The sequence below is a fragment of the Pseudomonas sp. JL2 genome (genome assembly GCF_031570495.1).
GTDB classification, from domain to species: Bacteria; Pseudomonadota; Gammaproteobacteria; order Pseudomonadales; family Pseudomonadaceae; genus Aquipseudomonas; species Aquipseudomonas rhizophila.
The window spans coordinates 220,361-245,679 of sequence record NZ_JAKUDH010000001.1; the positions used below are offsets into that span (position 1 = coordinate 220,361).

23 protein-coding genes are annotated in these 25,319 nt (G+C 60.3%); 6 read left to right on the top strand and 17 right to left on the bottom strand.

Translation table 11 applies throughout. The annotated features are described in order from the left end of the window. Positions 1–5 precede the first annotated feature (5 nt). The 3 genes from MKS85_RS01095 to MKS85_RS01105 form a co-directional block, all read right to left on the bottom strand. A complete protein-coding gene (locus MKS85_RS01095) occupies positions 6–437 on the bottom strand; it encodes a DUF2846 domain-containing protein (protein ID WP_223194328.1) in 432 nt (143 codons plus the stop codon). After that, positions 434–862 carry an Sbal_3080 family lipoprotein gene (locus MKS85_RS01100; RefSeq protein ID WP_310662567.1) on the bottom strand — a complete coding sequence of 143 codons (429 nt, stop codon included), beginning with the start codon at positions 860–862 and terminating at the stop codon, positions 434–436. The genes MKS85_RS01095 and MKS85_RS01100 overlap by 4 nt, the downstream gene beginning before the upstream one ends. Positions 863–984: 122 nt before the next feature. Next, positions 985–2,496 (bottom strand): methyl-accepting chemotaxis protein, encoded by a 1,512-nt coding sequence (locus MKS85_RS01105; RefSeq protein ID WP_310662568.1) that lies wholly within the window; start codon positions 2,494–2,496, stop codon positions 985–987. A 185-nt stretch (positions 2,497–2,681) separates the two neighbouring features. On the opposite strand from MKS85_RS01105, the gene MKS85_RS01110 reads away from it, so the two are divergent. Then, positions 2,682–3,830, top strand: a complete 1,149-nt coding sequence (locus MKS85_RS01110; protein WP_047226462.1) for a MalY/PatB family protein — start codon at positions 2,682–2,684, stop codon at positions 3,828–3,830. A gap of 159 nt (positions 3,831–3,989) precedes the next feature. Here MKS85_RS01110 and MKS85_RS01115 read toward each other — a convergent pair whose 3' ends face one another. Then, a complete protein-coding gene (locus MKS85_RS01115; RefSeq protein ID WP_139050310.1) occupies positions 3,990–4,394 on the bottom strand; it encodes a VOC family protein in 405 nt (134 codons plus the stop codon). A gap of 166 nt (positions 4,395–4,560) precedes the next feature. Here MKS85_RS01115 and MKS85_RS01120 point away from each other — a divergent pair, with 166 nt between their 5' ends. After that, a complete protein-coding gene (locus MKS85_RS01120; protein WP_310662569.1) occupies positions 4,561–5,418 on the top strand; it encodes an SDR family oxidoreductase in 858 nt (285 codons plus the stop codon). Positions 5,419–5,486: 68 nt separating this feature from the next. Here the strand turns inward: MKS85_RS01120 and MKS85_RS01125 are convergent, their stop codons facing one another. The 3 genes from MKS85_RS01125 to MKS85_RS01135 are packed head-to-tail and all read right to left on the bottom strand — an operon-like array spanning position 5,487 to position 6,969. Continuing rightward, positions 5,487–5,933, bottom strand: a complete 447-nt coding sequence (locus MKS85_RS01125; RefSeq protein ID WP_047226459.1) for a DUF421 domain-containing protein — start codon at positions 5,931–5,933, stop codon at positions 5,487–5,489. Between the two features lie 7 nt (positions 5,934–5,940). Beyond that, entirely contained in the window at positions 5,941–6,459 is a 519-nt protein-coding gene (locus tag MKS85_RS01130; RefSeq protein WP_047226458.1) for a hypothetical protein, read from the bottom strand. 9 nt (positions 6,460–6,468) lie between these two features. Beyond that, positions 6,469–6,969 (bottom strand): CinA family protein, encoded by a 501-nt coding sequence (locus MKS85_RS01135; protein ID WP_047226632.1) that lies wholly within the window; start codon positions 6,967–6,969, stop codon positions 6,469–6,471. A 166-nt stretch (positions 6,970–7,135) separates the two neighbouring features. Here MKS85_RS01135 and MKS85_RS01140 point away from each other — a divergent pair, with 166 nt between their 5' ends. Then, complete coding sequence (locus MKS85_RS01140) at positions 7,136–7,750, top strand: Yip1 family protein (RefSeq protein WP_139050308.1); 615 nt, start codon at positions 7,136–7,138, stop codon at positions 7,748–7,750. Positions 7,751–7,772: 22 nt separating this feature from the next. Here the strand turns inward: MKS85_RS01140 and ligD are convergent, their stop codons facing one another. Genes ligD through MKS85_RS01160 form a run of 4 tightly spaced genes read right to left on the bottom strand, consistent with a single transcriptional unit; the run spans position 7,773 to position 13,894 of the window. Then, positions 7,773–10,367 (bottom strand): DNA ligase D, encoded by a 2,595-nt coding sequence (ligD, locus tag MKS85_RS01145; protein ID WP_310662570.1) that lies wholly within the window; start codon positions 10,365–10,367, stop codon positions 7,773–7,775. Beyond that, entirely contained in the window at positions 10,364–11,527 is a 1,164-nt protein-coding gene (locus MKS85_RS01150; protein WP_107322477.1) for a carboxylate-amine ligase, read from the bottom strand. The genes ligD and MKS85_RS01150 overlap by 4 nt, the downstream gene beginning before the upstream one ends. Further along, the gene (locus MKS85_RS01155; protein ID WP_139050306.1) at positions 11,499–12,500 is read right to left on the bottom strand and encodes a class I SAM-dependent methyltransferase; all 1,002 of its coding nucleotides are present in this window, start codon (positions 12,498–12,500) and stop codon (positions 11,499–11,501) included. Before MKS85_RS01155 ends, MKS85_RS01150 begins: the two co-directional genes overlap by 29 nt. An 8-nt stretch (positions 12,501–12,508) precedes the next feature. Continuing rightward, a complete protein-coding gene (locus tag MKS85_RS01160) occupies positions 12,509–13,894 on the bottom strand; it encodes an iron-containing redox enzyme family protein (protein ID WP_139050305.1) in 1,386 nt (461 codons plus the stop codon). 262 nt (positions 13,895–14,156) lie between these two features. Here MKS85_RS01160 and MKS85_RS01165 point away from each other — a divergent pair, with 262 nt between their 5' ends. Further along, entirely contained in the window at positions 14,157–15,494 is a 1,338-nt protein-coding gene (locus tag MKS85_RS01165) for a sodium:proton antiporter (protein ID WP_310662571.1), read from the top strand. A gap of 4 nt (positions 15,495–15,498) precedes the next feature. On the opposite strand, the gene MKS85_RS01170 is transcribed toward MKS85_RS01165, so the two are convergent. Continuing rightward, entirely contained in the window at positions 15,499–16,035 is a 537-nt protein-coding gene (locus MKS85_RS01170; RefSeq protein WP_076384659.1) for a hypothetical protein, read from the bottom strand. A gap of 156 nt (positions 16,036–16,191) precedes the next feature. Here MKS85_RS01170 and MKS85_RS01175 point away from each other — a divergent pair, with 156 nt between their 5' ends. Continuing rightward, positions 16,192–16,422, top strand: a complete 231-nt coding sequence (locus tag MKS85_RS01175) for a hypothetical protein (protein ID WP_047226450.1) — start codon at positions 16,192–16,194, stop codon at positions 16,420–16,422. Between the two features lie 25 nt (positions 16,423–16,447). Here MKS85_RS01175 and MKS85_RS01180 read toward each other — a convergent pair whose 3' ends face one another. The 3 genes from MKS85_RS01180 to MKS85_RS01190 form a co-directional block, all read right to left on the bottom strand. Beyond that, positions 16,448–18,379 carry a PAS domain S-box protein gene (locus MKS85_RS01180; RefSeq protein ID WP_310662572.1) on the bottom strand — a complete coding sequence of 644 codons (1,932 nt, stop codon included), beginning with the start codon at positions 18,377–18,379 and terminating at the stop codon, positions 16,448–16,450. 110 nt (positions 18,380–18,489) lie between these two features. Then, positions 18,490–20,811: an ATP-dependent DNA helicase gene (locus tag MKS85_RS01185; RefSeq protein ID WP_310662573.1), complete on the bottom strand. Its 2,322-nt coding sequence runs from the start codon at positions 20,809–20,811 to the stop codon at positions 18,490–18,492. Continuing rightward, positions 20,808–22,475: a VRR-NUC domain-containing protein gene (locus MKS85_RS01190; RefSeq protein ID WP_274090454.1), complete on the bottom strand. Its 1,668-nt coding sequence runs from the start codon at positions 22,473–22,475 to the stop codon at positions 20,808–20,810. Before MKS85_RS01190 ends, MKS85_RS01185 begins: the two co-directional genes overlap by 4 nt. 208 nt (positions 22,476–22,683) lie before the next feature. On the opposite strand from MKS85_RS01190, the gene MKS85_RS01195 reads away from it, so the two are divergent. After that, entirely contained in the window at positions 22,684–22,908 is a 225-nt protein-coding gene (locus tag MKS85_RS01195; RefSeq protein ID WP_047226447.1) for a YgdI/YgdR family lipoprotein, read from the top strand. A gap of 42 nt (positions 22,909–22,950) precedes the next feature. On the opposite strand, the gene MKS85_RS01200 is transcribed toward MKS85_RS01195, so the two are convergent. Both MKS85_RS01200 and MKS85_RS01205 read right to left on the bottom strand, forming a co-directional pair. Further along, the gene (locus MKS85_RS01200; RefSeq protein WP_310662574.1) at positions 22,951–23,337 is read right to left on the bottom strand and encodes a hypothetical protein; all 387 of its coding nucleotides are present in this window, start codon (positions 23,335–23,337) and stop codon (positions 22,951–22,953) included. Positions 23,338–23,408: 71 nt separating this feature from the next. Beyond that, complete coding sequence (locus MKS85_RS01205) at positions 23,409–25,259, bottom strand: polyurethanase (RefSeq protein ID WP_310662575.1); 1,851 nt, start codon at positions 25,257–25,259, stop codon at positions 23,409–23,411. Positions 25,260–25,319 lie beyond the last annotated feature (60 nt).

The following is a 25,319-nucleotide window of genomic DNA, read 5'->3' on the forward strand; positions in this document are numbered from 1 at the left end:
ATTCACTATCGTACGGGGATGTACGAGTAACCCCTTACCATTGCTTTTCCTTCCTGCGTATTCCGAGCCCGAATAAGCTCAACCATGTGTTCCTGAGTGTATTCAACGAAATACTCGTTACCCTCTTCAATCTGCAGGTTCAGGAATACGTTTCGGGGATGGTTGTTCTGTCCAGCAGCTATCTTGTGCTGGCCGGGGCTCACGAAGACCCAGGAATAGGTCCGTTCATTGAGGCCCACTACCGCGCTGTCATTAATGCTGAATATGCTGTCATAAAAGCTGCCTTGAATGACATGCGTCCGCGCCAGATAAACGAGCGCCTTACCTTGAGGTGGCGACGGAGGGTCGAAATAGGGTTGGTTGGAAGTTGTATGGCCGCAGCCGGTCAATAGGAGCAGGAGCACCAGCCCTGTTATTTTTTTTATTGTCGCGCTCATTTGTTCTGCCCCAATAACTGATTGATTACCGGCTCCATTTTTTCCTCGACCGTTGCCATTTTAGACGGATCGAATCCTCCCTCCCCCGTCAGATGATAGTGCGCAAAGCCGATTTTTTGATTGCCCTTATAAAGAGAAATACTGGCATCGGACAGGTAGGCAGAAAAATCCCACGAGCGAATCGCGGTATAGGTCAAACGGTACCCGCAGGTGCTCGGCACAGATCTGGTGTAGAGCTGGCTCTCGATATGGTGCTTGCGTAAGAGGAGTTGCAAGCCATCGACAAAGTCGCCAACGACGACTTTTGGATTCTCTTCAATACAAATCTTCGAAATTTGATATTGGCGCTCCACCGGTTCGACTTTAATGTTGGTACACCCGGCCAGTATCAATACAAAACCAATCGTAAGCGCTCTAAACCGCACACTTTTCTCCAAACTAAAAAAGATATCAAAATGATGGCGTCATGCTAGGTGAGGTGCGTTTTGCCGTCAATCGCCAGCCTTCTTTACCGGGCATGGACTGAAAAGGCCCGGCGTGAAAGACCTCAAACCGCCTCACCTTTACGATGAAACGCCTGCCCCAACACCGCCAAGCGTTCGGCCAACGGTGGCAGGCACTGGCTGCTCCGAGTCAGAATGCCGATGTTATCGGCGTTGCGCTCAGCGACGGCCTGGACGCTTTGCAAGCGTTCATTGATGCCCTTCGAGGCCTCGGATTGTTCCTGGGTGGTGCTGGCGATCAGGTCGTTGAAGTGGTTGATCGCCGCGATGTCCTCTACCACTGCATGCAGCAGTTGCGAGGCGAGTTGGCTGGCCGATACGCAGCGTTGTACCCCTTCCTGGCTGTCTTGCATGGCGAGGGCTGCCTGACGGCTGCCCTGTTGCAGCTTGGCGATGATCTGCTGGATTTCCGTGGTGGACGTCGAGGTCTTTTGCGACAGGGTCCGGACTTCGTCCGCCACTACCGCAAAACCGCGTCCCTGCTCCCCGGCCCGGGCGGCCTCGATGGCGGCGTTGAGGGCCAGCAGGTTGGTTTGTTCGGCGATGCTGTTAATGACGTCCAGCACCTGGCCGATCTGTTGCGCCTGCTCGGCCAGGCCTTGCACGGTTTCGTTGGTCAAGTTGAGGCGACCGGCCAACTCGACAATCTCCTCGCGGCTCTGGTCAACGGTGCTGCGCCCGCGGCTGACCTGTTCACTGGCTTGGCCGGCCCGTTGTACCGTCTGGCCGACATGCCCGGCAATGCTGTCCATGGCCTGGACCAGATGGCCAATCGCGCCGCTCATCTGTGCCACCTCATTGAGCTGATGCCTGGCGCCGTGTTCCAGTGTCTGACCGACTTGAGAAAGGTCCTGACCCAAGTCCGAAAGGTTGCGGGTATCGCGCACCACGCCGTCTACCAGGTTGGTGATCTGCTGCAGGAAATGATCGAAACGCTCGGACGAAGAGACTTTGTCCCCCCGGTTGCGCTGGGTCTGGGTGTCACTGCTCAACTGCATGGCGGCGGCCAGCACTTTGTCGAGCACATCCTGGTTTTCCGTGGCATCGGCCAGGCTCTGGTTCGCCAGGTAAATCAGGATCACGCTTTCCACCACCACGTAGAAGGCGTGGATGAAAATCATGGTCCAGCCGCCATGGTTGGCCATGACGAACACCGGATAACCCTGGTGCTGAAGCCAGTGAAAACCGACGTGGTGAATAGCGATAGTGGCGGCGGCCACGATGATCGGCAGCCAGTCACGGTAGAACGTCAGCACCGCCAACAGTACGAAAATCCCGAAGTGGAACTCGATCACGCCATGGGTCTGGTTGATGTGCAAGGCGGCCATGACCATCAGCGCCACGGCGATGACACAGCGCATGGCCCGGGTGCCGCCCAGGCCGCGATAAAGCACGGTGGTCAGCAGACAGGTCGTCGCCCCTATCAGCAGCGCCTGGCTGAAGGTGGAGTGCAGGAAGGCCAGGCACAGGGAGTAGACAAAAGTGAGCCAGAGTAGCCCCAGCATGATGCGATCAGCTTTACGGTAGTGATCGTTAAAGCGCACGGGCGATGTCATGGGGGCTGTCCTTTTCGGGGGGCTTGGAGGGTCCGTTACCAATGCTGGCTTCAAGCCTTATCGGCGTGTCGGAATCGAACTGTAGCCGATTCCTCCTGGTTAGTGGCACTACGCCACCTTCCTTTTTTCACTGATCTTTGCTTTATGATGTTCGCCATCTCATTCCCAGACCTGATGGAACCCCCATGACTTTCGATTTCGACACGGTATTGGAGCGCCACGGTACCGGTAGCACCAAGTGGAGTCGCTACCCCGCTGACGTGTTGCCCATGTGGGTGGCTGATATGGACTTCCCTGCTCCGCCGGTGGTTATCGACGCACTGCACAAACGCCTCGAACACCCCATGCTCGGCTACAGCGTGGCCCAGGACTCGCTGCGCGCCGCCATCGTTGCGGACCTCTGGAACAAGTACGCCTGGCGCGTCGAGCCTCAGCAGATCGTCTTCCTGCCGGGTGTCGAACCAGGCTTCAACATGGCGCTGCACGCCTTGGTGGAGCCTGCGCAGAACGTTGTGGTACAGGTGCCCAATTACCCGCCGCTGCGCAATGCCCCTGCTCACTGGCAACTGAACAAGGTTGAACTACCGTTCAACCCGCTCAACGGCGAATTCCACACGCCCCTGGCCGCGCTGCGTGACGCGTTGCAGGGGGGCGGTGCGTTGTTGCTGAGCAACCCTCACAACCCGCTGGGCAAGGTGTTTGCCCGGGAAGAACTCAAGGCCGTGGCAGATATCTGCCTGGAACAGAATGCCTGGATCATCTCTGACGAAATCCATGCCGAGCTGTGCTTCGACGGTCGTGTGCACATCCCCACCGCCACCCTCAGCCCGGAGATTGCCGAGCGCACCATCACCCTGATGTCGGCCAGCAAGGCCTACAACATTGCCGGGCTGAAAACTTCATTCGCCATCATCCAGAACGCCAAGGTCCGCGAGCGGGTTAACAGTGCCCGGGCCGGCATGGTCGACAGCGTCAACGCCCTGGGCCTTGAAGCGACCCGCGCGGCCTACAGCGAAGCTGGCCCGTGGCTGGAAGAATTGAAGGCTTACCTGCAAGCCAACCGCGACTATCTGGTCGACGCCGTAAAGACCCGCCTGCCGGGCATCACCATGACCGTGCCCCAGGGCACTTACCTGGCCTGGCTGGATTGCTCGGGATTGGGGCTGGACGACCCGCAGGGCTTTTTCCTGAAGCAAGCCAAGGTAGGCCTGAGTGCCGGACTGGATTTCGGTGACGATGCCGGGCAGTTCGTGCGCTTGAACTTCGGCTGCCCACGGGCGCTGCTGGAGGAAGGGATTGCGCGGATGGAGCGAAGCTTGAAGGCCAGGGGCTGATCTCCCTGACGACGAAGATCCTCTGTGGCGAGGGAGCTTGCTCCCGCTGGACTGCGCAGCAGTCCCCTCCGGCCTGCCTGACACACCGGGTTGTCCAGTTGATGGGGCCGCTGCGCGCCCCAGCGGGAGCAAGCTCCCTCGCCACAATGGATCCGCGTTTTATTCATCCATATCCGGCGCATAAACAAAGCACAACTTGTTCCCCTCCGGATCGCGGCAATAGGCCCCGAAATACCCTTCCGAATACTGGGGCCGCGGGCCCGGCGGGCCTTCGTCGGTGCCGCCCAGGGCGATGGCCTGCGCCCAGGCGGCCTGCACGGTGTGCGGTGAATCGGCGGCAAAACTCACTTGCATGCCATTGCCCCAGGTCGCGGGCAAACCATTGAACGGTAATTGCACGAACACCTGAGGCCAACGCTTGCCGGGTTGATGCCAGCCTTCTCCCGGCGGGCCCGAGTCGTTTTCGCTGGGCAGGCGTACCAACCCCAGGCAGCCCAGCACAGCATCATAAAACGCGACCATTGCTGGCAGGTCCCGCGCGCCAATCTGTATGTGACTGAACATCTGTCCGGCTCCTTATCTGCATTCGTCCAACATTAGCCGATGTTGATTCGCGATTGGCAAAAGGGCTCGGACCACGCTCATCGCTCGGCCCCGGAATCCGAGCGAACTCTGCCTGAAGGCCCACAGTCCACCCTCCATCGACTACACATCCAGCATGGAGAATGTCATGACTGACTACCCTACCCCGCCGTTCCCAAAACAAAGCCAACCGGTGCCCGGCACTCAACGCAAGATGGACCCGTATCCAGACTGCGGAGAACAGAGCTACACCGGTTCTGGACGCCTGGAAAGCAAGATCGCCTTGATCACGGGCGCCGACAGCGGCATCGGCCGTGCCGTGGCGATTGCCTTCGCCCGTGAGGGCGCCGACGTGGCCATTTCCTACCTGGACGAGCATGAAGACGCCAGGGAGACTGCCCGTTGGGTAGAACAGGCCGGCCGCCAATGTCTGTTGCTGCCCGGCGATCTGGCGGACAAGGCCCAATGCCGCAAGATCGTCGACGAAACCATCGCGCGTTTCGGGCATATCGACATTCTGGTCAACAACGCCGCGTTCCAGATGACCCACGAAAACCTGGAAGACATCCCCGACGAAGAGTGGGTGCGCACGTTTGATATCAACATCACCTCGATGTTCAGCATCTGCCAGGCCGCCGTCCCGCATATGAAGGCGGGTGGCTCGATCATCAACACCAGTTCGGTCAACTCCGACATGCCCAAGCCGACTCTGCTGGCCTACGCCACCACCAAAGGCGCCATCGCCAACTTCACCGGCGGTCTGGCGCAGATGCTCGGCCCCAAGGGCATCCGGGTGAACAGCGTGGCGCCAGGGCCGATCTGGACACCGCTGATTGTCGCCACCATGCCTGAGGAAGAAGTACAGAACTTCGGCTCCCAGACGCCCCTTGGCCGTCCTGGCCAGCCGGTGGAAGTGGCGCCGATCTATGTACTGCTGGCTTCGGATGAGGCGAGCTACATTTCCGGTTCCCGGTATGGGATTACGGGCGGCAAGCCGATCCTGTGAGTCAAGCAATGGTGGGCAGCTGTTGTGGCGAGGGGATGTAGCCCTCGCCATGAATCATGTGAAGGGCTTCACGGCTCCTTGGCAATCACCGAAATCTTGCCGTTACGTTCGATAATCGCGAACTTGATCTGTTCCAGTGTCTCGATTCCCTGGCTCGACCGTGCCGCTTCCATGATGTCTTCTTCTATCAAGCGGGCATGGCGCAGGCGCGCCTTCAGTATTCGCCCATCCTCCACAATAATGGTCGGGCCGCCGTCAATCAGTTGCGAGACCCATTGGGAGCGTTGCTTGAGCAGCGACAAGCCCACATCGATGGCAATCAGCGTCACGATCACCATCAACGAATTGGTCAACGAGAAATCATCCCCCAGCAACGCCTGCTGGGTGGCCTCGCCGATGATCATCAGCAGGACAAAATCAAACGTGGTGATTTCCGCCAGGGAGCGACGCCCGGCGATCTTGAACAGTACCAGCAACGCCACATAGATCGCGGCAGCCCGCAGCACAGAGTCCATACGTCACCTAGGGAAAAATGAATTGATTGAACCTGACCGTGGCGCCATCGGGCGTGTCGATACGGCTGTGATAGAGCCCCAGCCCATCGCCCAGCAGTGACAGATAAAGGCTGGCCTCTCCCTTGGCATCCGCCTGGACCCACAGCTTCAGGCCCCGCTCCGCACTCGCCGAGCGCACGGGCTGGGGCTGGAGGGTTTGCACCTCGAAACCCTCCAGCCACTGGCCGACCAGTTCCACCTCCAGCACGGCATTGGGCTGCCCCATCAGATGGATGACCATGGGGTTGGTAGAACCGTTGCGGTGGAACATTTCGTACTCGACGCCGAGTCGGCCATCTGCGCTGTGTACATTTCGGGTGCTCAACGGGCCACGAGAGAACAATCCAAGCAGCGTCAGGATCACCAGCAATACCAACACGTACCAACCCACCCGCTCGAAACGCCAGACCTTGAGCTGGTAGGCCATGTCTTCGCGGACCGGGAACTGGCGGCTGCGCAATTCCTCGGGATCAGTGGGGTGGGTCATGGTGATCCCCTATCTGCGCTCACCCGCCAGCGCGCGTTGATGAAAGTGCCGCAACTGCACGAGCGCATGTTCGGCGGCCCACAGTTGGACCTGGTTGCGAGTCCCGAAAAATCTTTCCAGGCGACTGAACAACGCTCGCTCGCCGGCCATATCGAACGCCCAGGCAAAACAGACAGTGCCGGCCGGAATGCCGTCCATGTCATCCGGCCCGAGAATGCCGGTGGTGGCCACGGCGACGTTGGCATTGGCGTCGCGCAGGGCACCGAGGGCCATTTCCTCGGCCACCTCACGGCTGGTGAGATTGAAGGTGTCGATGGTGCATGGGTTGACCCCCAGCAATCGTTGTTTAGCCTCCGGGGAATACACCACGTAACCGCTTTCAATCAGCGAACCACTGCCGGGCACTTCGGCCAGCAAGGTGACGATCTTGCCGGCGGTACAGGACTCGGCCGTCGTCAGGCGCAGCTCGTGTTCACGCAAGTAATCAACCAGGGAGCAAGCAATGGTCATGGCATACAGTCCTTCAGGGATGCTGATGGATTGACCCCGGCCGTATGGATTCATTCCCTCTGATCACGCCCCTCCTCAGGCACTCCAAATAAATGAACCCCCGACCGATCCTGTACCTCAAATCCGTATGGGCCTCACCAGAGGCTGTACTGATCAGGAGGTCGTCATGTCCGCCCCTTTCGTCAAACTGTTCACCCACCCCGAGTTTGCCTGGAAAGACATCCGCGAACAGGAACAAGCTCATCCGCGCCACTATCTGGCTCACCTGTTATTGCTCGCCCTGATTCCCGTGGTGTGCCTGTTCATTGGGACCACCTGGACCGGCTGGAGCCTGGCTGAAAACGAAACGGTACGGCTCAGCACTGCCAGCGCACTTCAACTGAGTGTGCTGCTGTACCTGACCATCGTGGCCGGCGTGATGCTCATGGGGCTGTTCATCCGCTGGATGTCGCGCACCTTCGATGCCCGCCCGACGGTCAACCAGTGCATTGGTTTTGCCGCCTACACCGCCACGCCCTACTTCCTGGCCGGGATTTTCGGGCTCTATCCCAACCGCTGGCTGGCGGTGATTGCGCTGGCAATGGCGTCGGCCTACTCGACCTTTTTGCTGTTTATTGGCCTGCCCAAGTTCATGAACCTCAAGAAGGAACAAGGTCTGTTGTACTCGGCCAGCGTATGGGGCGTAGGGCTGTTGGTACTGGTAACCATTCTGGTGGAAATGATTCTGCTGTGGTTCAACGTCCTGCAGCCGGAATATCTGCGCGTTCCGGTAAGTGGATGAGTCCGGGAGGCATCGAACCAAGCTATTTATCGGTCTTTTTCATACCAATGCGTCGACGCATGTCGGCGGTGATGCTTTGGCGGGTCTTCTTCAGGCCCGCCCAAGGCTCGTGACCCACTTGCGCCAAACGCTCATGGACGTTGTGTACGTTCCACAGATTCGCGCCTTTGAGTTCGGCCACTTCCTCGCGAAAAATCGGCACCGATACCGGCAAGCCTTCACGGGTACGGGCGGCATAGGCGCAGATGGTGGTGGCGCCCAGGCCGTTACGCAGGTAGTCGATGAAGATCCGCCCTACCCGGTTCTTTGGCCCGGAGACCGCCGAGAAACGATCCGGCAACAGCTTGGCCATGTGGCTGACAATCGCATGACTGAAGCCCTTGACCTCGTCCCAACCCAACTTGCGGGTCAAGGGCACGACAATGTGGATGCCTTTGCCGCCGCTGGTCTTGAGAAACGCCTTGAGCCCTAGTTCATCGAGTACCGACAAGGTCAGATGCGTCGCTTCCACCATGCTTTTCCAAGGCAGGGCCGGATCCGGGTCAAGATCGAGAACAAAGCGATCAGGCTTGTCCAGGTTCACCGACGTGGCATTCCAGGTGTGTAACTCCACCGTGCTCATTTGTACCGCGCCGATCAACGCTTCGGGATTGTTGATGATCATTACCGGCTGCCCGGTCAATGATTTGTCCAGGCTGGTGATACCAGGAATCGCCAGGCGCTCGGCGTTTTTCTGGAAAAACAACTCACCGGCAATGCCATCCGGCGCCCTGACCAGTGCCACCGGGCGGTCGGCCAGTTCCGGCAGGATGAACTCGGCGACGCTGGCGTAGTACTCGGCCAGTTGCAGCTTGGTCGTGCCGCTGCTGGGATCGATGACTCGCTCAGGGTGGGTGATGCGCACCTTACCGTCCATGGCTGGCGCCTGAGTGGTTTTGGTTTTGGTTTTGGTTTTGGCTTTGGTTTTTTCCGCAGTCTTTTTCACGGGTTTGGCCAGCTCCTGGGTGATCGCCTTGGCCGGTTTATCGTTGCGCAAACCATGAAACACGGCATGGCGCACCGAGCCTTCCTTGGTCATCTCGGCAAACGCCACTTCAGCCAGTAGCGTCGGTTCCAGCCAATGCACTCCTTTGGCCTCGTATCCGGTGGGTGGGTTGACCACCGCAGCCTTTTTTCTTTCCAGGGGCAACAATTGCTGGTGAATGCTTGTGAGTGTTTGCTCGTTGAACCCTGTGCCGACCTTGCCGGCATAGCGCAGTTGCCCGCTGTCGGCATCGTGCAACCCCAGCAACAAGGCGCCGAAGCCGTTGCGGGCGCCCTTGGGTTCGCTGAAACCGACTACGACGAACTCCTGGCGATTCTTGCACTTGAGCTTGATCCAGTCGTTGCTGCGCCGGGAAACGTAGGCACTGCCCATGCGTTTGCCGATCAGTCCTTCCATCTGCATTTGGCAAGCACTGTTGAGCAAGGCTTCAGGGGTTTCTTCGAAGGCATCGGAGAAGCGCAACAGCGGATTCTTGTTGCTCGCAAGCACTGCCGCCAACGCGGCCCGCCGCTCTTGCACGGGCACCTCGCGCAGGTCCATGCCATTGAGGTAAGGCAGGTCGAACAGGTAGTAGGCAATCTTGTTGCTGCTGCCGGCGTCGAAAGCGTTCTGCAGGGCCTGGAAGTCCGGTACGCCTTGCTCGTTGGCCACCACCATCTCACCGTCCAGCCAGGCGGACTCCAGCCCTAATCCGGCCAGCGCTTCGGCCTGCTTGGGCAGCTTGTGGGTCCAGTCATGGCCGTTGCGGGTGATCAGCCTGACATCGTCGTTTTCAATGCGGGCCATGACGCGGTAACCGTCGAACTTGATTTCATAGAGCCATTCGCCTTCAGGCGCTCGCTCTACCAACGTGGCCAATTCCGGTTTGAGCGTCTTGGGAATCGCCCCGGCCACCGCGCCGCTGAGGGTTGTGGTTGAGGCTTTTTTTGACGGTTTGGGCGTGGCGGCTTTTTTCGGTTGCTGGACAGCCTTGACCTGGGCGGCAGCCTTGCCACGGCGCTTGGGTACAAGGGTGCGCTCGCTGAGCACGCTGTCCGGCTCGGCCTGGACCACGTCGTACTCGCTTTCGGGACGTGCCGCTGCGTCCTGGTGCTTGATCAGGAACCACTGCTCCTGCTTGCCGGGCATGTGGGTGCGCACCAGGTTCCACAGGCCACTGAGTTTTTCCCCTTGCAGCTCGAACTTGAGCCGGCCTTTTTCATAGGCCTCATGGGCATCGCCCTGGGGAATCCACACGCCTCGATCCCAGACAATGACGTCGCCAGCGCCATAATGGCCTTCGGGAATGCTGCCTTCGAAGGTCGCGTAATCCAGCGGATGGTCTTCGACATGCACCGCCAGGCGCTTGACCTTGGGGTCCAGGGACGGCCCCTTGGGCACCGCCCAGCTCTTGAGCACACCGTCCAGCTCCAGCCGGAAGTCATAATGCAGCCGTGAAGCGTCGTGCTTCTGAATGCAGAACTGCAAGGCATGGGCGGTTTTCGCCGATTTGCGTGAACGCTTGGCCGCCGGCTCCGGGGTGGCGGCGAAGTCACGCATCCGGTTGTAATCCTCCAGGGTCTTGCTGCTCATGGACCACCTGCCACTTGCAACAGTGACGGGTCGGCCACGGGCATCCCGGCGGTTTCCGCCAACAACTGATCAACCACCCTGCTCAAGGCGTGCTCGGTGGAGTCGCCCAGCAGCAGCCCTTGTTCGTACAGCACGATTTGCCGATCGGAACTGGTGCCTTCCTGGACGATACGACGTGCCTGCTTGAACACATCCTCAACGCCCAGTGCGGCGGCAGTCTCGCCGAAGGTCTGCTCCGCCAGCGTGATCCACTCACCGATCATCATCGGCTGCTCCTGCCCCTCCAGGATGAACTCGGCCAGGATTCCATGACGCTTGGCCCGCCAGCGATTTTCCTTGAGGATCCAGTGGGAGGTCAGGCTGAAGTGCGCGCCGGGCTTGGGTAGTGCAATGGCATGGGCCACCATCACCCGAAACAGCGAGACCAGGCACAGGACATCCTCAACACGCGGACAGGCATCGCAGATTCGCAGCTCCAGCGTGGGATAACGCGACGAAGGCCGCATCACCCACCAGCAATCGCTGGGCTGGCGAATGGATCCGGTGCGCATGAGCATGTCCACGTAGCCGGCAAACGCCGACTCATCCTCGAAGAACTCCGGCACGCCCATGCGCGGCCATTCATCGCAAGCGACCTGACGGTAGCTGCTGAACCCGCTGTAGGCGCCGTTCCAGAACGGCGACGAAGCACTCAGCGCCAGGAACATCGGCAGCCAGGGCAGCACCTCGTTCATGACCCGGACACGGTCCTTATGGGCCGGCACCTCCACGTGTACATGCAGGCCCGAAAGCACGCTCCGTCTGGCCACCCGCTGGTAATCGTCGAACAGCTGCTGAAAGTGCAGTTCGTCGGTGGGCTGCAGACCCTGGGTCGCCATGGGATGCGAGCCGGCGCTGAGCAGGCCCAGGCCATGGGCGGCCAGGCGCTGGGTCAGGCCTGTGCGGACCTGGGCCAGGTAATCGGCCGCCTCGGGCAAGTTGCGGAAAATAGGCGACGCCATCTCGATCTGACACTGGAACATTTCATGGGCGAAATGCTTGCCCAGTAGCGCCTGGCACGCCGTGACAACCTCTGCTGAGGGTTGATCCGGCATACAACGGGTTTGCAGATCGGTGATGAAATACTCCTCTTCAATGCCGAACTTCAGTCGCCTGTTCATCGATAGTCCCTCCGATACCCGCGCCGATGCGGGTTACAACCAACGCCACCACGGCGATCCTTTCTACGTCCTGGTAACCCGGGGTGAGCAGTTCTTCACCAAACACGTCCGGGTCCAATTCCTTGTAAGTCCAGCCGAAGTTCGGCGAGTCGCGCCAAGGCTCAAGCGCCTCGAGAAACGGATCACGCCCATCGACCATCGCCACGCCGGTGTAGAGCACCAGCGAGCCACCGGGCGTGAGCCGTGGCAGGGCCTGTTCGACAATGCGCAGCGACAGCCCGGCGCCCAGTGCGCCACCGCCATGGCGGTAGGCCCGTTCGCTGGGGTCGGCCATGTACGGCGGATTGGCGACGATCAGGTCGAAGTCGCCCTCCACATCCTGGAGTACATCGCTGCGGGCGATCTCGACGTTGGACACCTCGGCCAGCGCCGCGTTGACCGCGCTCAGGCGCAGAGCCATCGGATTGATATCCACGGCCAGCACCTGTGCCTCGCGCCGGGCGCGGGCAATGACCAGCGCCCCGACACCGGCGCCACAGCCGATGTCCACGGCCCGATGTATTGCCGTGAAGTTCTGTTGCAGATAAGTATGGATCAGTTGGGCGAAACGATAGCTGTCGGGACCGAAAAACACCGCGTCGTTGGCTTGGGTGGGAAATTGCGAATGAGCGAACAGCAGGCCGTCCAGGCTCGACCAGCGCACGCGGCTATGCAACAGGCCGTCGCGCGCTTGCAGCACCTCGGCTTCCTGCAGCTGGCGCTGCTCATCGGCGCTGATCAGCCCCGGGGCAAACGGGCGCGACCAGCCGAACACATCCCTCAGGGTCCTGGAGCGTTCATTGCCAGGTCGTTGGTTGACGCGTTCGTGGGTCAGGGGTGTCGGGGTAATGAAGCGATAGCCGTCGGCTTGCAGGCGTCGGCCCAATTGCAATAGCGCCAGGTCAGTTTCGGATAGGCGTTCTTCCTGATTCATGCGGGCTCCTAGCGCAGCGCGGATTTGAGTTCGATGAAGCGACGAGTCGCCAGCAGTCCGGCCGGATGGCTGTGGCAGCGCGCCGAGAGCCACGGCATCAGGGTCTGCATCTGCGCATCGGGCGTCTGGCCTCGCAGGGTCTGTTGCAGGCTCTGTACATCGGGGTCCTCGATCGGCATCTGCGGCTCGCACGCTGCACCGTGGGCGCGGCGCGGGCTTTTCTTGGCGCCCTCCTGCGTCCAGTCACCGGCGATCCAGTCGTGCAGCAACTGTTTTTCATAGGGGCTGAACACCCCGAACATGGCCGCGCCCGCCCCTTCGATCAGCGTCCAGAACCGGCTGTTCTGCGGATCTTCATGACGTTTGATCCAGCCCTTGTTTTGCAGCGCCGTCAGGAAGCCTTCCAGTTGTCCAGGCGCTGCGAGCCATTGATTGACGGTCTTGCCTTCGAACTTGCAGTAATCGGAATGCATGTGTTGGCCGAACGGACGTTTGCGTTCGAGCATGTCCAGCACTTCGCGATACAGGTCGAATGACTCGATGATGGTTCGGCTGCCTTGGCCCAGATCATTGAGGCGATAACCCAGGGTGACCCGGTGCCAGAACGCTTCGCGATCCGCCTCCATCGGCATCAGTTGCAGCAGCGACTGGATGGCCTTGTGGGCATGACCGGTGCTCGCGTTGTCAATCGTCACGTGGAGGGTGAAGTAATAAGGGTCGATGTCCAGCTCAGTCAGCTCATAAGCGCTGATCAACAGGTGCAGGGGCAGTTGTTCGTAACCCAGGTTGTAGCCGATCACTTCAGGCAGGTATTCATCGCCGCCATAGCCCAGGGCCAATTGCACGGCACCTTGCAGGTAGCGCTCGTCTTCAATGTCCGGCGCGTCCGACAGGTCGTGTTCGGCGAGCAGCTTGCGGTATATCACCACATGGTTTTGCGAGGGATTGCCGTCGCCCAACTCTTCCAGATAAGTGCTCAGCAGCCCTTCGAAACGGTGGTCGTGCCAATGCTTGAGCACGCCATACAGCCACGCGCCGTCCACCAGTTTGGTGGGCGCCACTGCCTGCAGGAAATACAAGGCGTGGGCCTTGCAAGTGAAAAACTCTCGTGGACCGGCGTTTTTGCGCCGCTCCAGATACTCGGCGTACTGGCGGGCTACACCGGCACTGTGTTGCTCGACCCAGGCTTGCAGAGCCGTGGGGGTGTCGGGCAGCTCCAGGGGCAGTGCCGCGGCCTGCCCCACGCATTGCTGAAGGAAGGCCTGGGCGACGGCTTGCTTGTCAGCATCGTCAGGGCCATGGAGCAGCCGTTCATAGCATTGGCGCACGCTCCCGGCATCCATGAATGAATGCACGGTGGCAGGCCGGGATTGGAGGGGTGTCAGCGCAGTCATAAGGGCCTCTTGGGTTCTCGGCAGGACGCTGAATCAACACGTCTCTACTTTGGCAGAGCGCCGGGAATGACGAAAAATTCCCTTGAGATGAAAGTCCTCCGGATAAACGGAGCCGTATCGCTTTGACGGAACCGGCGCTTGGCTCAGACCCTCGAATGAACGACAGGAGCCGGATACTGGCTTGACGGTGTCTGTTTCACTCGGGGCTGTGCCTGCGAGCTATGCCTACGAGCTATGCCTTCGAGCTATCCAAGGAGCAGCAATGATTTTCACAGTATGGGTAGCGGTGCTCGGCGCCGTATTGCTGACCTTGGCCCTGACGTCCTCCTACCTGCGCTGGATGCCGGTAACCACCTCGGCGATATGCCTGGGTTTGGGCGTTGCCATCGGGCCGGCGGGCCTGGAGTTGTTGAGGCTGGACATTGCCGATTCCTCAGCCTGGATGGAGCACCTCACCGAAGTCGCGGTAGTGTTTTCGCTGTTCGTCAGCGGCCTCAAGTTACGTTTGCCCCTCAAGGACCGTAGTTGGCGCGTGGCCTACACACTGGCCGGCCCGGTGATGATCCTGACCATCGCGGGCCTGACCTTGACCCTGCATTACCTGTTTGGTCTCGGTTGGGGCGTGTCGTTGTTGATTGGCGCAATCCTCGCGCCAACCGATCCGGTGCTCGCGGCGTTGGTGCAGGTCAACGATGCCCGGGATGATGACCAGGTACGGTTTGGCCTGTCGGGGGAAGCCGGCTTGAACGACGGCACGGCCTTCCCCTTTGTGATTCTGGGCTTGTTGTTGCTGCGCGAGGACGACCTTGGCTTTCTCGGTGACTGGATGCTGCAGGATGTGCTGTGGGCAGTGCCGGTCGGTTTGCTCACCGGTTACTGGATGGGCCGCGGTATCGGCTGGTTGACCCTGTCGATGCGCATCAAGAACGCCGACAGCACCCTCTCGCCCAACGATTACCTGGCCCTGGCGCTGATTGCCCTGGCCTACGTCGTGGCCGAAGCCCTCCAGGGTTATGGCTTTCTTTCGGTGTTTGCCGCTGGCCTGGGCCTGCGCCAGGCCGAGGTGCAATCGACGGATGAACACTCACTTCCGGCAGAACACCTGGTACAACCGGTGGTGGGACACGAAGCGGTCACCCCCCGGGATGCGGTCCGGGGTGACGCCGAGGCTATGGAAGAGGGTCAGGTGGCCGCGGGGGTCATGATGAGTGACATGCTCGCCTTCGGCAGTCTGGTGGAGCGTTCCATGGAAGTGTTTCTGGTGACGCTGCTGGGGGTGGCGCTTGCCACTCATTGGGACTGGCGGGCCTTGGTAATCGGCGGCCTGCTGTTTGCCGTGATTCGCCCGTTGAGCTTGTTGGTGATGCCTTGGGGGCGGCTGCTGGACACGCCACAACGGCTGCTGATTGGCTGGTTCGGCATACGTGGCATCGGCAGTCTGTTTTATCTGTTCTATGCGGTGAACCATGATTTACAGCCAGAGATGGTCCAGTTGTGCATCAATATCACGCTGTCGGTGGTGGCCCTGAGTATTTTGGTCCATGGCTTGAGTACCCAACCCATACTGGCCTGGTATGAGCGCCACAAAAAATCGAGCTAAGGCTTCAGCCCCCTGGATCACTCACCTGGATATAAACCGAGTACGCCCCCAGCAAGACCCAGAACGCGGCAAAGATCCATGGCGTACGCACCGAAAACAGCAAGGACTTGCGATAGCCCTTGTGAGTCGATTCCTGCTCGCTGAATAGCGGGGATTCGTCGTAGGCCAGTCCCATCAACGGCTCTGCACGCAGCAACTCGCTTTGTTTGAAATGCCAATGATCGATGATCTCGTAAGCGGCGCGAATTCCTGGCCAGGCGTTGAGCGAGCTCAGGAAGCCCAGCAGAGCCAGGAACGGCGGGACGATCAATGTGAACAACTTGCCCCACTCCGGGTTCAGGTTGGCCATGCATGAGGCAAAGGCGATCACCAGGAAGGATTGGGCGGCCAGGTACGCATCGGTTCGATTGGCCAGGATGCTGGTTTCGTACTGGATCTCCCGGCGATAAAAATCCAGGCGTTCCTTGGGCGAGCCGAACAGCTTGGCATTGTGTTCCGTCAGTTCTTCATCCGGGGTATGGCTGGTGAGTATTCTGGGCATTGCGCAGGCTGCGCCTCGGGTGTGGGTTTGGGACTTGTTAGAAGAAATGAGGGACAGGCAAGTTCCGGCCACCGGACCAGAGGTGCGACCCGGGCTCAACGAAACGCTCACCGATCGTCACGGTCTCTAGATCACCGAAAGCTTGAGGAGGGCTCTGTGGATTATCTTGGATGGGTGCAATGGCCGGCGATGGTGGTGACGGTGCTGGCCGCCTGGCTGATCGGCTCACGTCAGCCCCGACGGCGGGTGGCCGGGTTCAGTTGTTTTATCGCGAGCAATATCCTGTGGGTCATCTGGGGGCTGCATTCAGACGCCTATGCGTTGATCGTGCTGCAGTTCTGCCTGTGTGCGATGAACTTGCGAGGGTTCAGGAAAAATACTGAATGAACCTGTGGCAGCGCCATGCCTGGAGTTACTTCATCGCCTGCCCAATGACCTGCACCAGGTCAATCTGCTTGAACGGCTTGGTCAGGCGCGGCAGTTGCGTGGCGAACCCTTCCAGGCGTTCGGCGTAGCCGGTGGCCAGGATAATGGGCAAGGTCGGATGACGATCACGCAACAGTTTCGCCAATTGCGCACCATCCATCTGCGGCATGGCCATGTCGGTGATCACCAGGTCGATGTCCGGATTGAGCTCATACATCTGTAACGCCTGAGCCGCCGATGGGGCGCAAAGCACGCGGTGGCCCAGGTCTTCGATCAGCAGCCGGGTGCTGGTCAGTACCAGGCTGTCATCGTCCACGACCAACACCCGTAGCTCGTTCACCGACGGTGTCGTCGTGGCCTGGGCCGGCACTTTGTCTGGCGCGGAGTTGTCGGCTATCGGCAACCACAGCTCAGCGGTAGTGCCCTCGCCTTTGCGGCTCTTGAGTATCAGGCGGCCACCCAATTGCTCGGCCAAGCCATGCACCATGGACAGGCCCAGGCCAGTGCCCTTGCCTACCCCTTTGGTGGTGAAAAACGGGTCCACGGCCGAAGCCAGCGTCGCCTCGTCCATGCCCTCGCCCTCGTCGGTGATGGACAGGCAAATGTATCGCCCGGGTGCCATCGGCGCGTCCTTGCCGGCCTTGGTGTCGGAGCGTTCCTGGGCCGAGATCAGGATCCGCCCCCCCTGCGGCATGGCATCCCGAGCGTTGGTCGCGAGGTTCAGGATGGCCAGTTCCAGTTGGTTGACATCGGCCATCACCGGCGAAAGCGCCTGGGCAAAGTCGGTCTGAATGTGGATCGAAGGGCCGATGGAGCTTTGCAATAAACCACTGATGCCCTGCACCAGCGCCGACAGCTCGACCGATTCGGAGGACAGTTTCTGTCTGCGGGCGAACGCGAGCATCCGTTGCGTCAGCGAAACACCGCGCAGCGCGCCCTGGGTGGCGTTATCCAGCAATTGGATGAGTTTTGGATCGCTGGGCATGCGCTTGCGCACAATTTCCAGGTTGCCGAGGATCACCGTCAGCAGGTTATTGAAGTCATGGGCGATGCCTCCGGTGAGCTGGCCGATGGCTTGCAGTTTCTGTGACTGGAACAGCGCCTCGCGAGCCTGTTCCAAGGCTTGTTGTGCGCGGGTGGCATCGGTGATGTCGCGGGTGATCTTGGCAAAACCCAGTAGCGCCCCCGTGTCGCTGCGAATCGCGTCAATGACCACGTGAGCCATGAAGCGGGTGCCATCCTTGCGTAACCGCCAGCCCCTTTTTTCAAAGCGCCCTTCGCTGGCGGCGATGCTCAAGGCACGCTGAGGCTCACCGGCCTCACGGTCCTCAGGGGTATAGAACATCGAAAAATGCCGGCCGATGGCTTCCGCCGGAAGATAGCCCTTGATCCGTTGCGCGCCCAGGTTCCAGTTGGTCACCTGGCCGTCTGGATCGAGCATGTAGATGGCGTAATCGGTGACGCTTTGCACCAACAGGCGAAACTGCTGTTCGCTTTGCTTGAGGGTTTCCTCGGCCATCTTGCGATCGGTCAGGTCCCGGGTGATCTTGGCAAAGCCAAGCAAGTCGCCGCTCTGGCTATCGATGATCGGGTCAATGACGACATGGGACCAGAACAACGTTCCGTCCTTGCGCACCCGCCAGCCCTCGCCTTCGAAACGCCCCTCGCGCAGGGCCGTGTCCAGCGCCCGTTGCGGAAGACCGTCGGCGCGATCCTGGTCAGTGTAGAAGCGTGAGAAGTGCTGGCCTAGGATCTCGGATTCTTCATAGCCTTTGAAACGCCTGGCACCGGAGTTCCAACTGGTGATGATGCCGGAGGGGTCGGTCATGTAGATGGCATAGTCGACCACGGCGTCGATGAGCAGGCGAAAACGCTGTTCCTGATTGATGAGTGCGGTCTTGGGGGCGTCTTCGAGCATTTTTTTGGCCAAGGCATCCAGAAGGATTTTTTGCGAAGTATGGAGCAAGTGCGGCATCGGAAATAGTGATTAAATCCGTGGGAATCAGCAGCTTGGTCGCGATATGAGATTCACCACAGATCCTTTGTGGGAGCAAGCTCACTCCCACAGCAGTTGTGCTGCTCTTGACTAACTGACCACCAACGCGGCAACAAGTGCTGCACCCTTGCCTCAGCAAATCGATCGTCGATCAACATCACCATCCCACGATCCTGCTGTGTACGAATGACACGACCCGCAGCCTGCACCACTTTTTGCAGGCCGGGATACAGGTAAGTGTAGTCGTAGCCATCGCCGAAAATAGCCGCCATGCGCAGCTTCATCTGCTCGTTGACCGGGTTGAACTGCGCCAGCCCCAGGGTCGCGATGAACGCCCCGATCAGGCGCGAACCCGGTAAATCGATGCCCTCCCCGAATGCACCGCCCAACACCGCAAACCCAATCCCCTGGCTGTGTTCCATGAATCGTTCAAGGAACGCCTGCCGGGGTGCTTCGCCCATGCCGCGTGATTGCGACCATGTGGCAATCTGCGGATGGCGCTCGGCAAACAGTCCGGCCACTTGCTGCAAGTAGTCAAAACTGCTGAAGAAGGCCAGGTAATTGCCCGGGCGCTCGCTGAACTGGCGGGCCATCAACGCGACGATAGGTTCCAGGGACGCCTGGCGGTGGGCAAAGCGGGTGGAGATCCGGCTGACAACCTGTACATCAAGCTGTTGCGCCTGGAATGGCGACTCCACGTCGATCCAGACAGTGTCCGCCGGGACGCCCAACAGGTCAGCATAATAATGCCGGGGGTTCAGGGTGGCGGAAAACAGCACGCTGCTGCGGGCCGCCGTCAGCCTGGGTCGCAGGAAGGCGGCCGGCACTACATTGCGCAGGCACAGGGTCGATGCGCTTCGCTGGCGGCCGTATTCACGCTTGTGTATGTCGAACAAAAAGTGCTCGTCAAAGGACTCCGCCACCCGGGCAAACTGCAAGGCATCGAAGTAGAACGCCTGTAAAGCGCTGTCCAGGCCCTGGGGATGGTCATTGAGGTAATCGCTGATAGCCGTGGTGCACAGCGACAGGGCCTGAAGCAGTTTCTCCGGTGGTTTTTCATACGCCTGATAGACCGCAACCTGGGGCTCATGCAGCGCGTTCCACTGGCGATTGACCCGCTGCAAGGCCTTCTTCAATGTCTCGGGCGCGGTTTTGCGCACTGCCGCCAAAGCGGACTGATCGAGGGTCGCGCTGTACATCTGCCGCCCTCGCTCCACCAGATTGTGGGCTTCGTCCACCAGGGTCGCGACGGTCCAGCCATTGGCCTGGGCCAGACCAAAGAGCAAGGCGCTGAAGTCAAAGTAATAGTTGTAGTCAGCGACCACCACGTCTGCCCAGCGGGCCATTTCCTGGCTCAGGTAGTACGGGCAGATATCATGGGCCAGAGCAATATCGCGCAACGCCGCCTGATCGAGCAGCGTGATCTGGCTCGCCGCCGCACGGGCGTGCGGCAGCCGATCGTAGAACCCGCGGGCCAACGGGCAGGCTTCGCCATGGCAGGCCTTGTCCGGGTGCTCGCAGGCTTTGTCCCGGGCGATCATCTCCAGCACCCGCAACGGCATCGAGGACGCGCTTTGGGTAATCACTCGGGCCGCATCCAGCGCCAGTTTGCGCCCTGGGGTCTTGGCCGTGAGGAAGAACACCTTGTCCAGTCGCTGTGGCGCCAGTGCCTTGAGCATCGGAAACAAGGTGCCAACGGTTTTGCCAATGCCGGTGGGCGCCTGGGCCATCAGGCAGCGGCCGGTGCTGATGGCCTTGAACACCGACTCAGCCAGGTGGCGTTGCCCGGTCCTGAAGCCGGCGTGAGGAAATGCCAGCGTCTGAGCGCCGAGGTTGCGCGCCTGTCGGTGAGCCATCTCCTGTTTGGCCCAGGCGAGGAACAGCGCGCACTGTTGTTCAAAGAAAACCTCAAGCTGCGCCGCTTCAAAGCTTTGCGTGAGGCAGGTTTCCTTTTCGCTGACGATGTCGAAGTAGACCAGCGCCACGTTGATCCGCGGCAGTTGCAACTTCTGGCACATCAGCCAGCCGTAGATTTTCGCCTGGGCCCAATGCAACTGGCGATGATTGGCCGGTTGCTTGTCCAGGTCGCCCCGGTAGGTCTTCACTTCTTCGATGCGGTTGCAGGCCGGGTCGTAGCCATCCGCCCGACCTTTGATCTTCAACGTCTGGTAGCGGCCCTCCAGGCTCACTTCGGCCTGGTAACCCTCGCTACGCCGCGAGGCCACGGTGCGATGGCCGACGATCCCTTCCATGGCCGTGGGTGACGGCGTGAAGCGCAGGTCCAGGTCGCCGGTCTTGGCGGTGAACTCGCACAGTGCCCGAACGGCGATGCTGTAGCCAGGTTCCTGGGTCATGCGCCCTGCTCCACCCACTGCACATAGCAGACGGCGACGGGCATCTGGTGTTCGTGACAGAACTCCAGCCAGCGCAGTTGATTGTCTTGCAGGCGGTCGCCGGGGCCTTTGACTTCGATCATGCGGTAGGTCTTGTGCTGCGGCCAGAACTGGATCAGGTCCGGCATGCCGGCGCGGTTGGCCTTGATATCCAGCAGCAGGCGGCTGAACCAGTGCTTGAGGTGTTCGGCAGGCAGGCAGTCGAGGGCCTGATGGAGCAACTCTTCGGACAGCGCGCCCCAGAACACGAAAGGCGACTGCACGCCCCATTTTTCGGTGTAACGACGGACAATGGTGTCCCGGTAGCGGCCATCGTCGAGCTGCGCGAAACAGGCCGCGAACAGCTCGGCGCGCCGGTCGTGAAAGTCTTCGTTGAGCAGGTCCACCGGCCCGCGCTGGAACGGGTGGAAAAACGCCCCCGGCAACGGCGCAAAAATCACCGGCCAGCACAGCAGGCCAAACAGCGAATTGATCAGGCTGTTCTCCACGTAGTGCACCGGCGCGGTTTCATCGTGCAGATGGGCCTGCACGTGATACTCCACCGACAAGGCCGGATCGACACGAGGCAGGTGCAGGTCCAGCCGCTCTACCTTGCGCGCCAGGGGCCGCGGCACCGGCGGCCCGCCCAGCTTGCGGCGCAGCCGGGGCAGGATCCTGAGCAGCGCCTGGGTTTCGGCGGCGCTTTGCGGCGATTGTGCGGCCGCTTCACCCCATTCAAGGGCCTGGGCGTACTCGCCGATGCGCTCCAGCACCCGGATCATCCGCAGCCGTGCGCCGGGGTAGTTGCAATCCTGATAAATGCGCAAGGCCAGGGTGAAATCGCCGATACGCTCAGCGTGCTGGCCGATCTGGAACAGCAACTTGCCTCGGCGTCGCTCCAGCCACGGATTGTCCAGGCTCAGGGCATGGACTTGGGCAACGATCTCTTCAAGAGGCTCGCCGGCTTCGAAACGCTGCTGACATTCGTGCAGGAAGAGGCAGGCATCCACATCCTGGCGGCTGCGCAGGCCACGGGATTGGGCACTGAACTCGACGGTTTCATAGGTGAAGATGCCCAGGTCCGCCAGCACGAACTCTGACCAGTCCTGATAGAGATTGCCGAAAAACAGCAACCGCAACCGGTCGCAGAGGTTCATGATCGTCAGGCTGAAGAGTCGGTCTTCCAGCCGCGGGCACCAGCTGCGAAAAGGCTGTGGTTGATTGAAATGATCCTGCAAGGACTCCAGCCACTGGCCCTTTGTCGCCTTGGGGTGTTCGATCAGGTGACCCAGGCACAGGATGATTTCCTGTTTGAGCAGCACCTCGAACAGCTCGCCAAGGCCAAGAGGCGCTTGATCCTCGACCCAGCCCCGCGCCAGCAACGGCTCGATGGCGCTGCCAATATCACCGATCTCAGGGTAATGCAGCTTGCTCTGGCGAAAATGCAGCCCCTTGCGCATCACCATGCGCACCAGCAATCCCTGGGATGCACGGGGCAAGCTGGCGAACTCGTCGATGAAGCGTTGCTCCTCAGGGCTGAGCACATCGGCATAGCGCGTTGCCAACCAGGCGAGCACCTGCTGAAAGTTGTTCAGGTAGTAGAAAGGGTCGTCGAGGGGGTTATTTGTCACGGAAAGAGGTGCCATGCCTGCTGGAATACTGGTTATGCGTACAGATATCAGCTGCGGCGGGCCCAGGCAACTGCAAAAGATGAGCGGTCGCCCGCATTCAGGAGGGAAATCCTGCAGTCGGCGATGAACTTTCCTACGGCAAGCGAGACCAATGGCGGTTAACTACAGTGATGGCGCGTTCTAATCAACTGAACGGCGTCTTTTTGATTGAGAGGTTACGGATATGAACATCAGGATTCTGGGTCTGCCCCTGGTCGCCGCTGCGTTCCTGGCTCTGGCCGGCTGCTCGTCACCCACGGTGGTGACCTTGCAGAACGGTACCCAGTATTTGACCAAGGATGCCCCTAACACCCGTACCGCCGACGGCTTCTACGAGTTCGAAGACATTTCCGGCAAGAAAGTGCGGGTTCGCGCCGATGAAGTGGCGACAGTACGCAAGGAAGACTGAGTTTATTGAGGCCCTCTCCCCCGGAGAGGGCCTGATCTCATGTCATCGGCTCAATCCGATGTCCATCCCGGGTGTCGGACTACCCTCTTGGCAACTGATCAGCCCACCTTTCCGCCGCATCATCTGCTCCCTCAATCGCAGGCAGCGGTTGTATTCCTGTTCAATGGCGTGATCGATGCTGATGTTTCCGGTCGTGGCCGGTTTGTTCACTTCCCCGAGACTCACCGATACCCAGGGCTTTTCTGCCTGCACGTCGAAGCGCGGTCGGGGCGACGTCGCCTCGACAGGGGCGCCTGCCTGGGCGGCGGGCAATTGCTCCGAGGTGACGCCGTAGCGGGTCAGAATCGATTGATCCGGCAATTCGGCCAAGGCGCCAGCCGAGGCCAGTCCCCACATCAGGCCGATGATTGAGGCTTGTTTACTGCTCACTGCTTCACTCCCTCTTGTGCCGAGGGGACACACGCATCCCCTCGGCACCACGTACTCAAAACAACCTTGGATCAGGCGAACACAAATTCGCCTCCTACCTGGCCCGGATTGACCCCCACCAGGGTCACGGAACTGTCACCGACCTCAAGCAGCGTGTCACTGCCGACCTGAGACAGGTGCTGGCGGTAGTCGAAACCTTCCCCGGCGCCCTGCACGCCAAGGAACACCAGTGTGTCGCCGGCATCATAACCGCTGATCTGGTCATGGCCGAACGCGCCATTGAAAACGAACGTGTCAGATCCGCCGCCCGATTGCAGCCAGTCATTGCCCGAACCGCCGACAAAGGTGTCGTTACCCGTACCGCCCAACAGCACATCGTTGCCGTCATGGCCGAACAGCCAGTCCCCCGATGATCGCGCGGTCAAGGTGTCGTCTGCCGAGGTGCCTGCGGTCGACGATGCATACGCCGTCAGCTTGCCCCCCGCCACCAAGCCGTTGGCCGTGACACTGTGGCTCACCTCGTCTTTGAGCAGGCCCCAGAACAAACCGGGCTCTTTGCTGACGAGCGTGTCGATGTCGCGGGTCATGCTGATTGCACCCTGGGCATCGCGCACGTACAAGGTCCCGGCGCCGTCCTGGACGAAGCTTGCGTCTTTCACCGAGGACTGCAGCTGCAGGGTGTTGCTGCCCTGCCCGCCCAATATCACGTTGTACCCACCCTCGTCGCGAAAGGTGTCGTTGCCGGCGCGCCCCTCCAGATAGTCATTGCCCTGCCCGCCCTGGATCAGGTCATCACGCTCGCTGCCGATGATGAACGTGCTGCCGGTGTGGGTTTCAGCGTTGCGATTGAGGTCCTGGACCCACGTATTGCTGCGTGCGGGATCCGACAGGTTGGCGACGATGATGGTGGAGTCTTTCTCGGTGAGGTCGTAGAACGCCGAATCGAGGATCCGGCCCATGCCATCGCCGTAACCGGTGGGCAGGTGGGATATCCAGGTGGGAATGTTGAGGATGGAAAACGGCAACACGTTCCAGGCCGCCGAGGCATAGTGGTCGTTGAAGCTGACGATGTTGTTGGTAGCTGACTCCTGCGGAGCATCATGCACGCCCACCGACGCGGAGGTGAACGTGGAGCCGTCCAGGGCCCGGAACACCGGGTCGTTTTCATAACCGATGTTCAGCACTTTGTCGGTGCTGCTTTGGGTTGGCGAGGCATAGGCGATGTAATTGGCGCTGCTGTAGAACCCCGACCATTGGCTGGTGCTCAAGTCCGCCAGGCTGTTGACCGCCAGCCCACCGAGGCTGTGGCCACTGACCAGCACGTCCTGGCCCGTCAGGCCGTGGGCCTGGGCGAACGCCGCGACGTCCCCGAGCAAGTTGCCAAAAGCCTGGCCGACGTAGTTTTTCGCGTACTCCTGGGGGCCGAAAGCCGCCATCAGATCGCTGATGACGTCACCAATGGAGTCGCTGATCAGCGTCTCCCGTGGGCCGCTGGTGCCACGAAACGACACCCCGATTTGCGTCAGTTGCCCATCGGCGTCGTACTTGCCGAGAATTTCCACCTGCGCGGTGGTGTAGCCGGCCTTCTCACCAAAAAACGTTCCACGCTCATCCACCTTGCCGGTGTAGCCCAGTTGCGATGCGCTGATCGGGGTCCAGCCGGCCTTTTGCACCGCCTCCAGGGCGAGTTGCTCCGAGTCGGGATTCCACGGCACACCGGGGATCACCCCTTGCGAATCGGTGCTGCCCAGCAGCGCCGTCACCAGCGTGGCGGGCAGCCCCGCGCCGAAGCCGTTCTGCTGGTAGCCGGCGGCAAAGCCGTGGTCCAGATTGTGGTAGGAATACAGCATGATCGCCATTGCATCGCTGACCAGCGCCTTGGACTCGGTGGTGCCGAGGTTTTTATAGTCGTAGATACCCATCGTGATGACCTCTTTTTTTGTTGTTGGAAAGGTTGTCGATACAGGCGAAGTTCTTGGGCA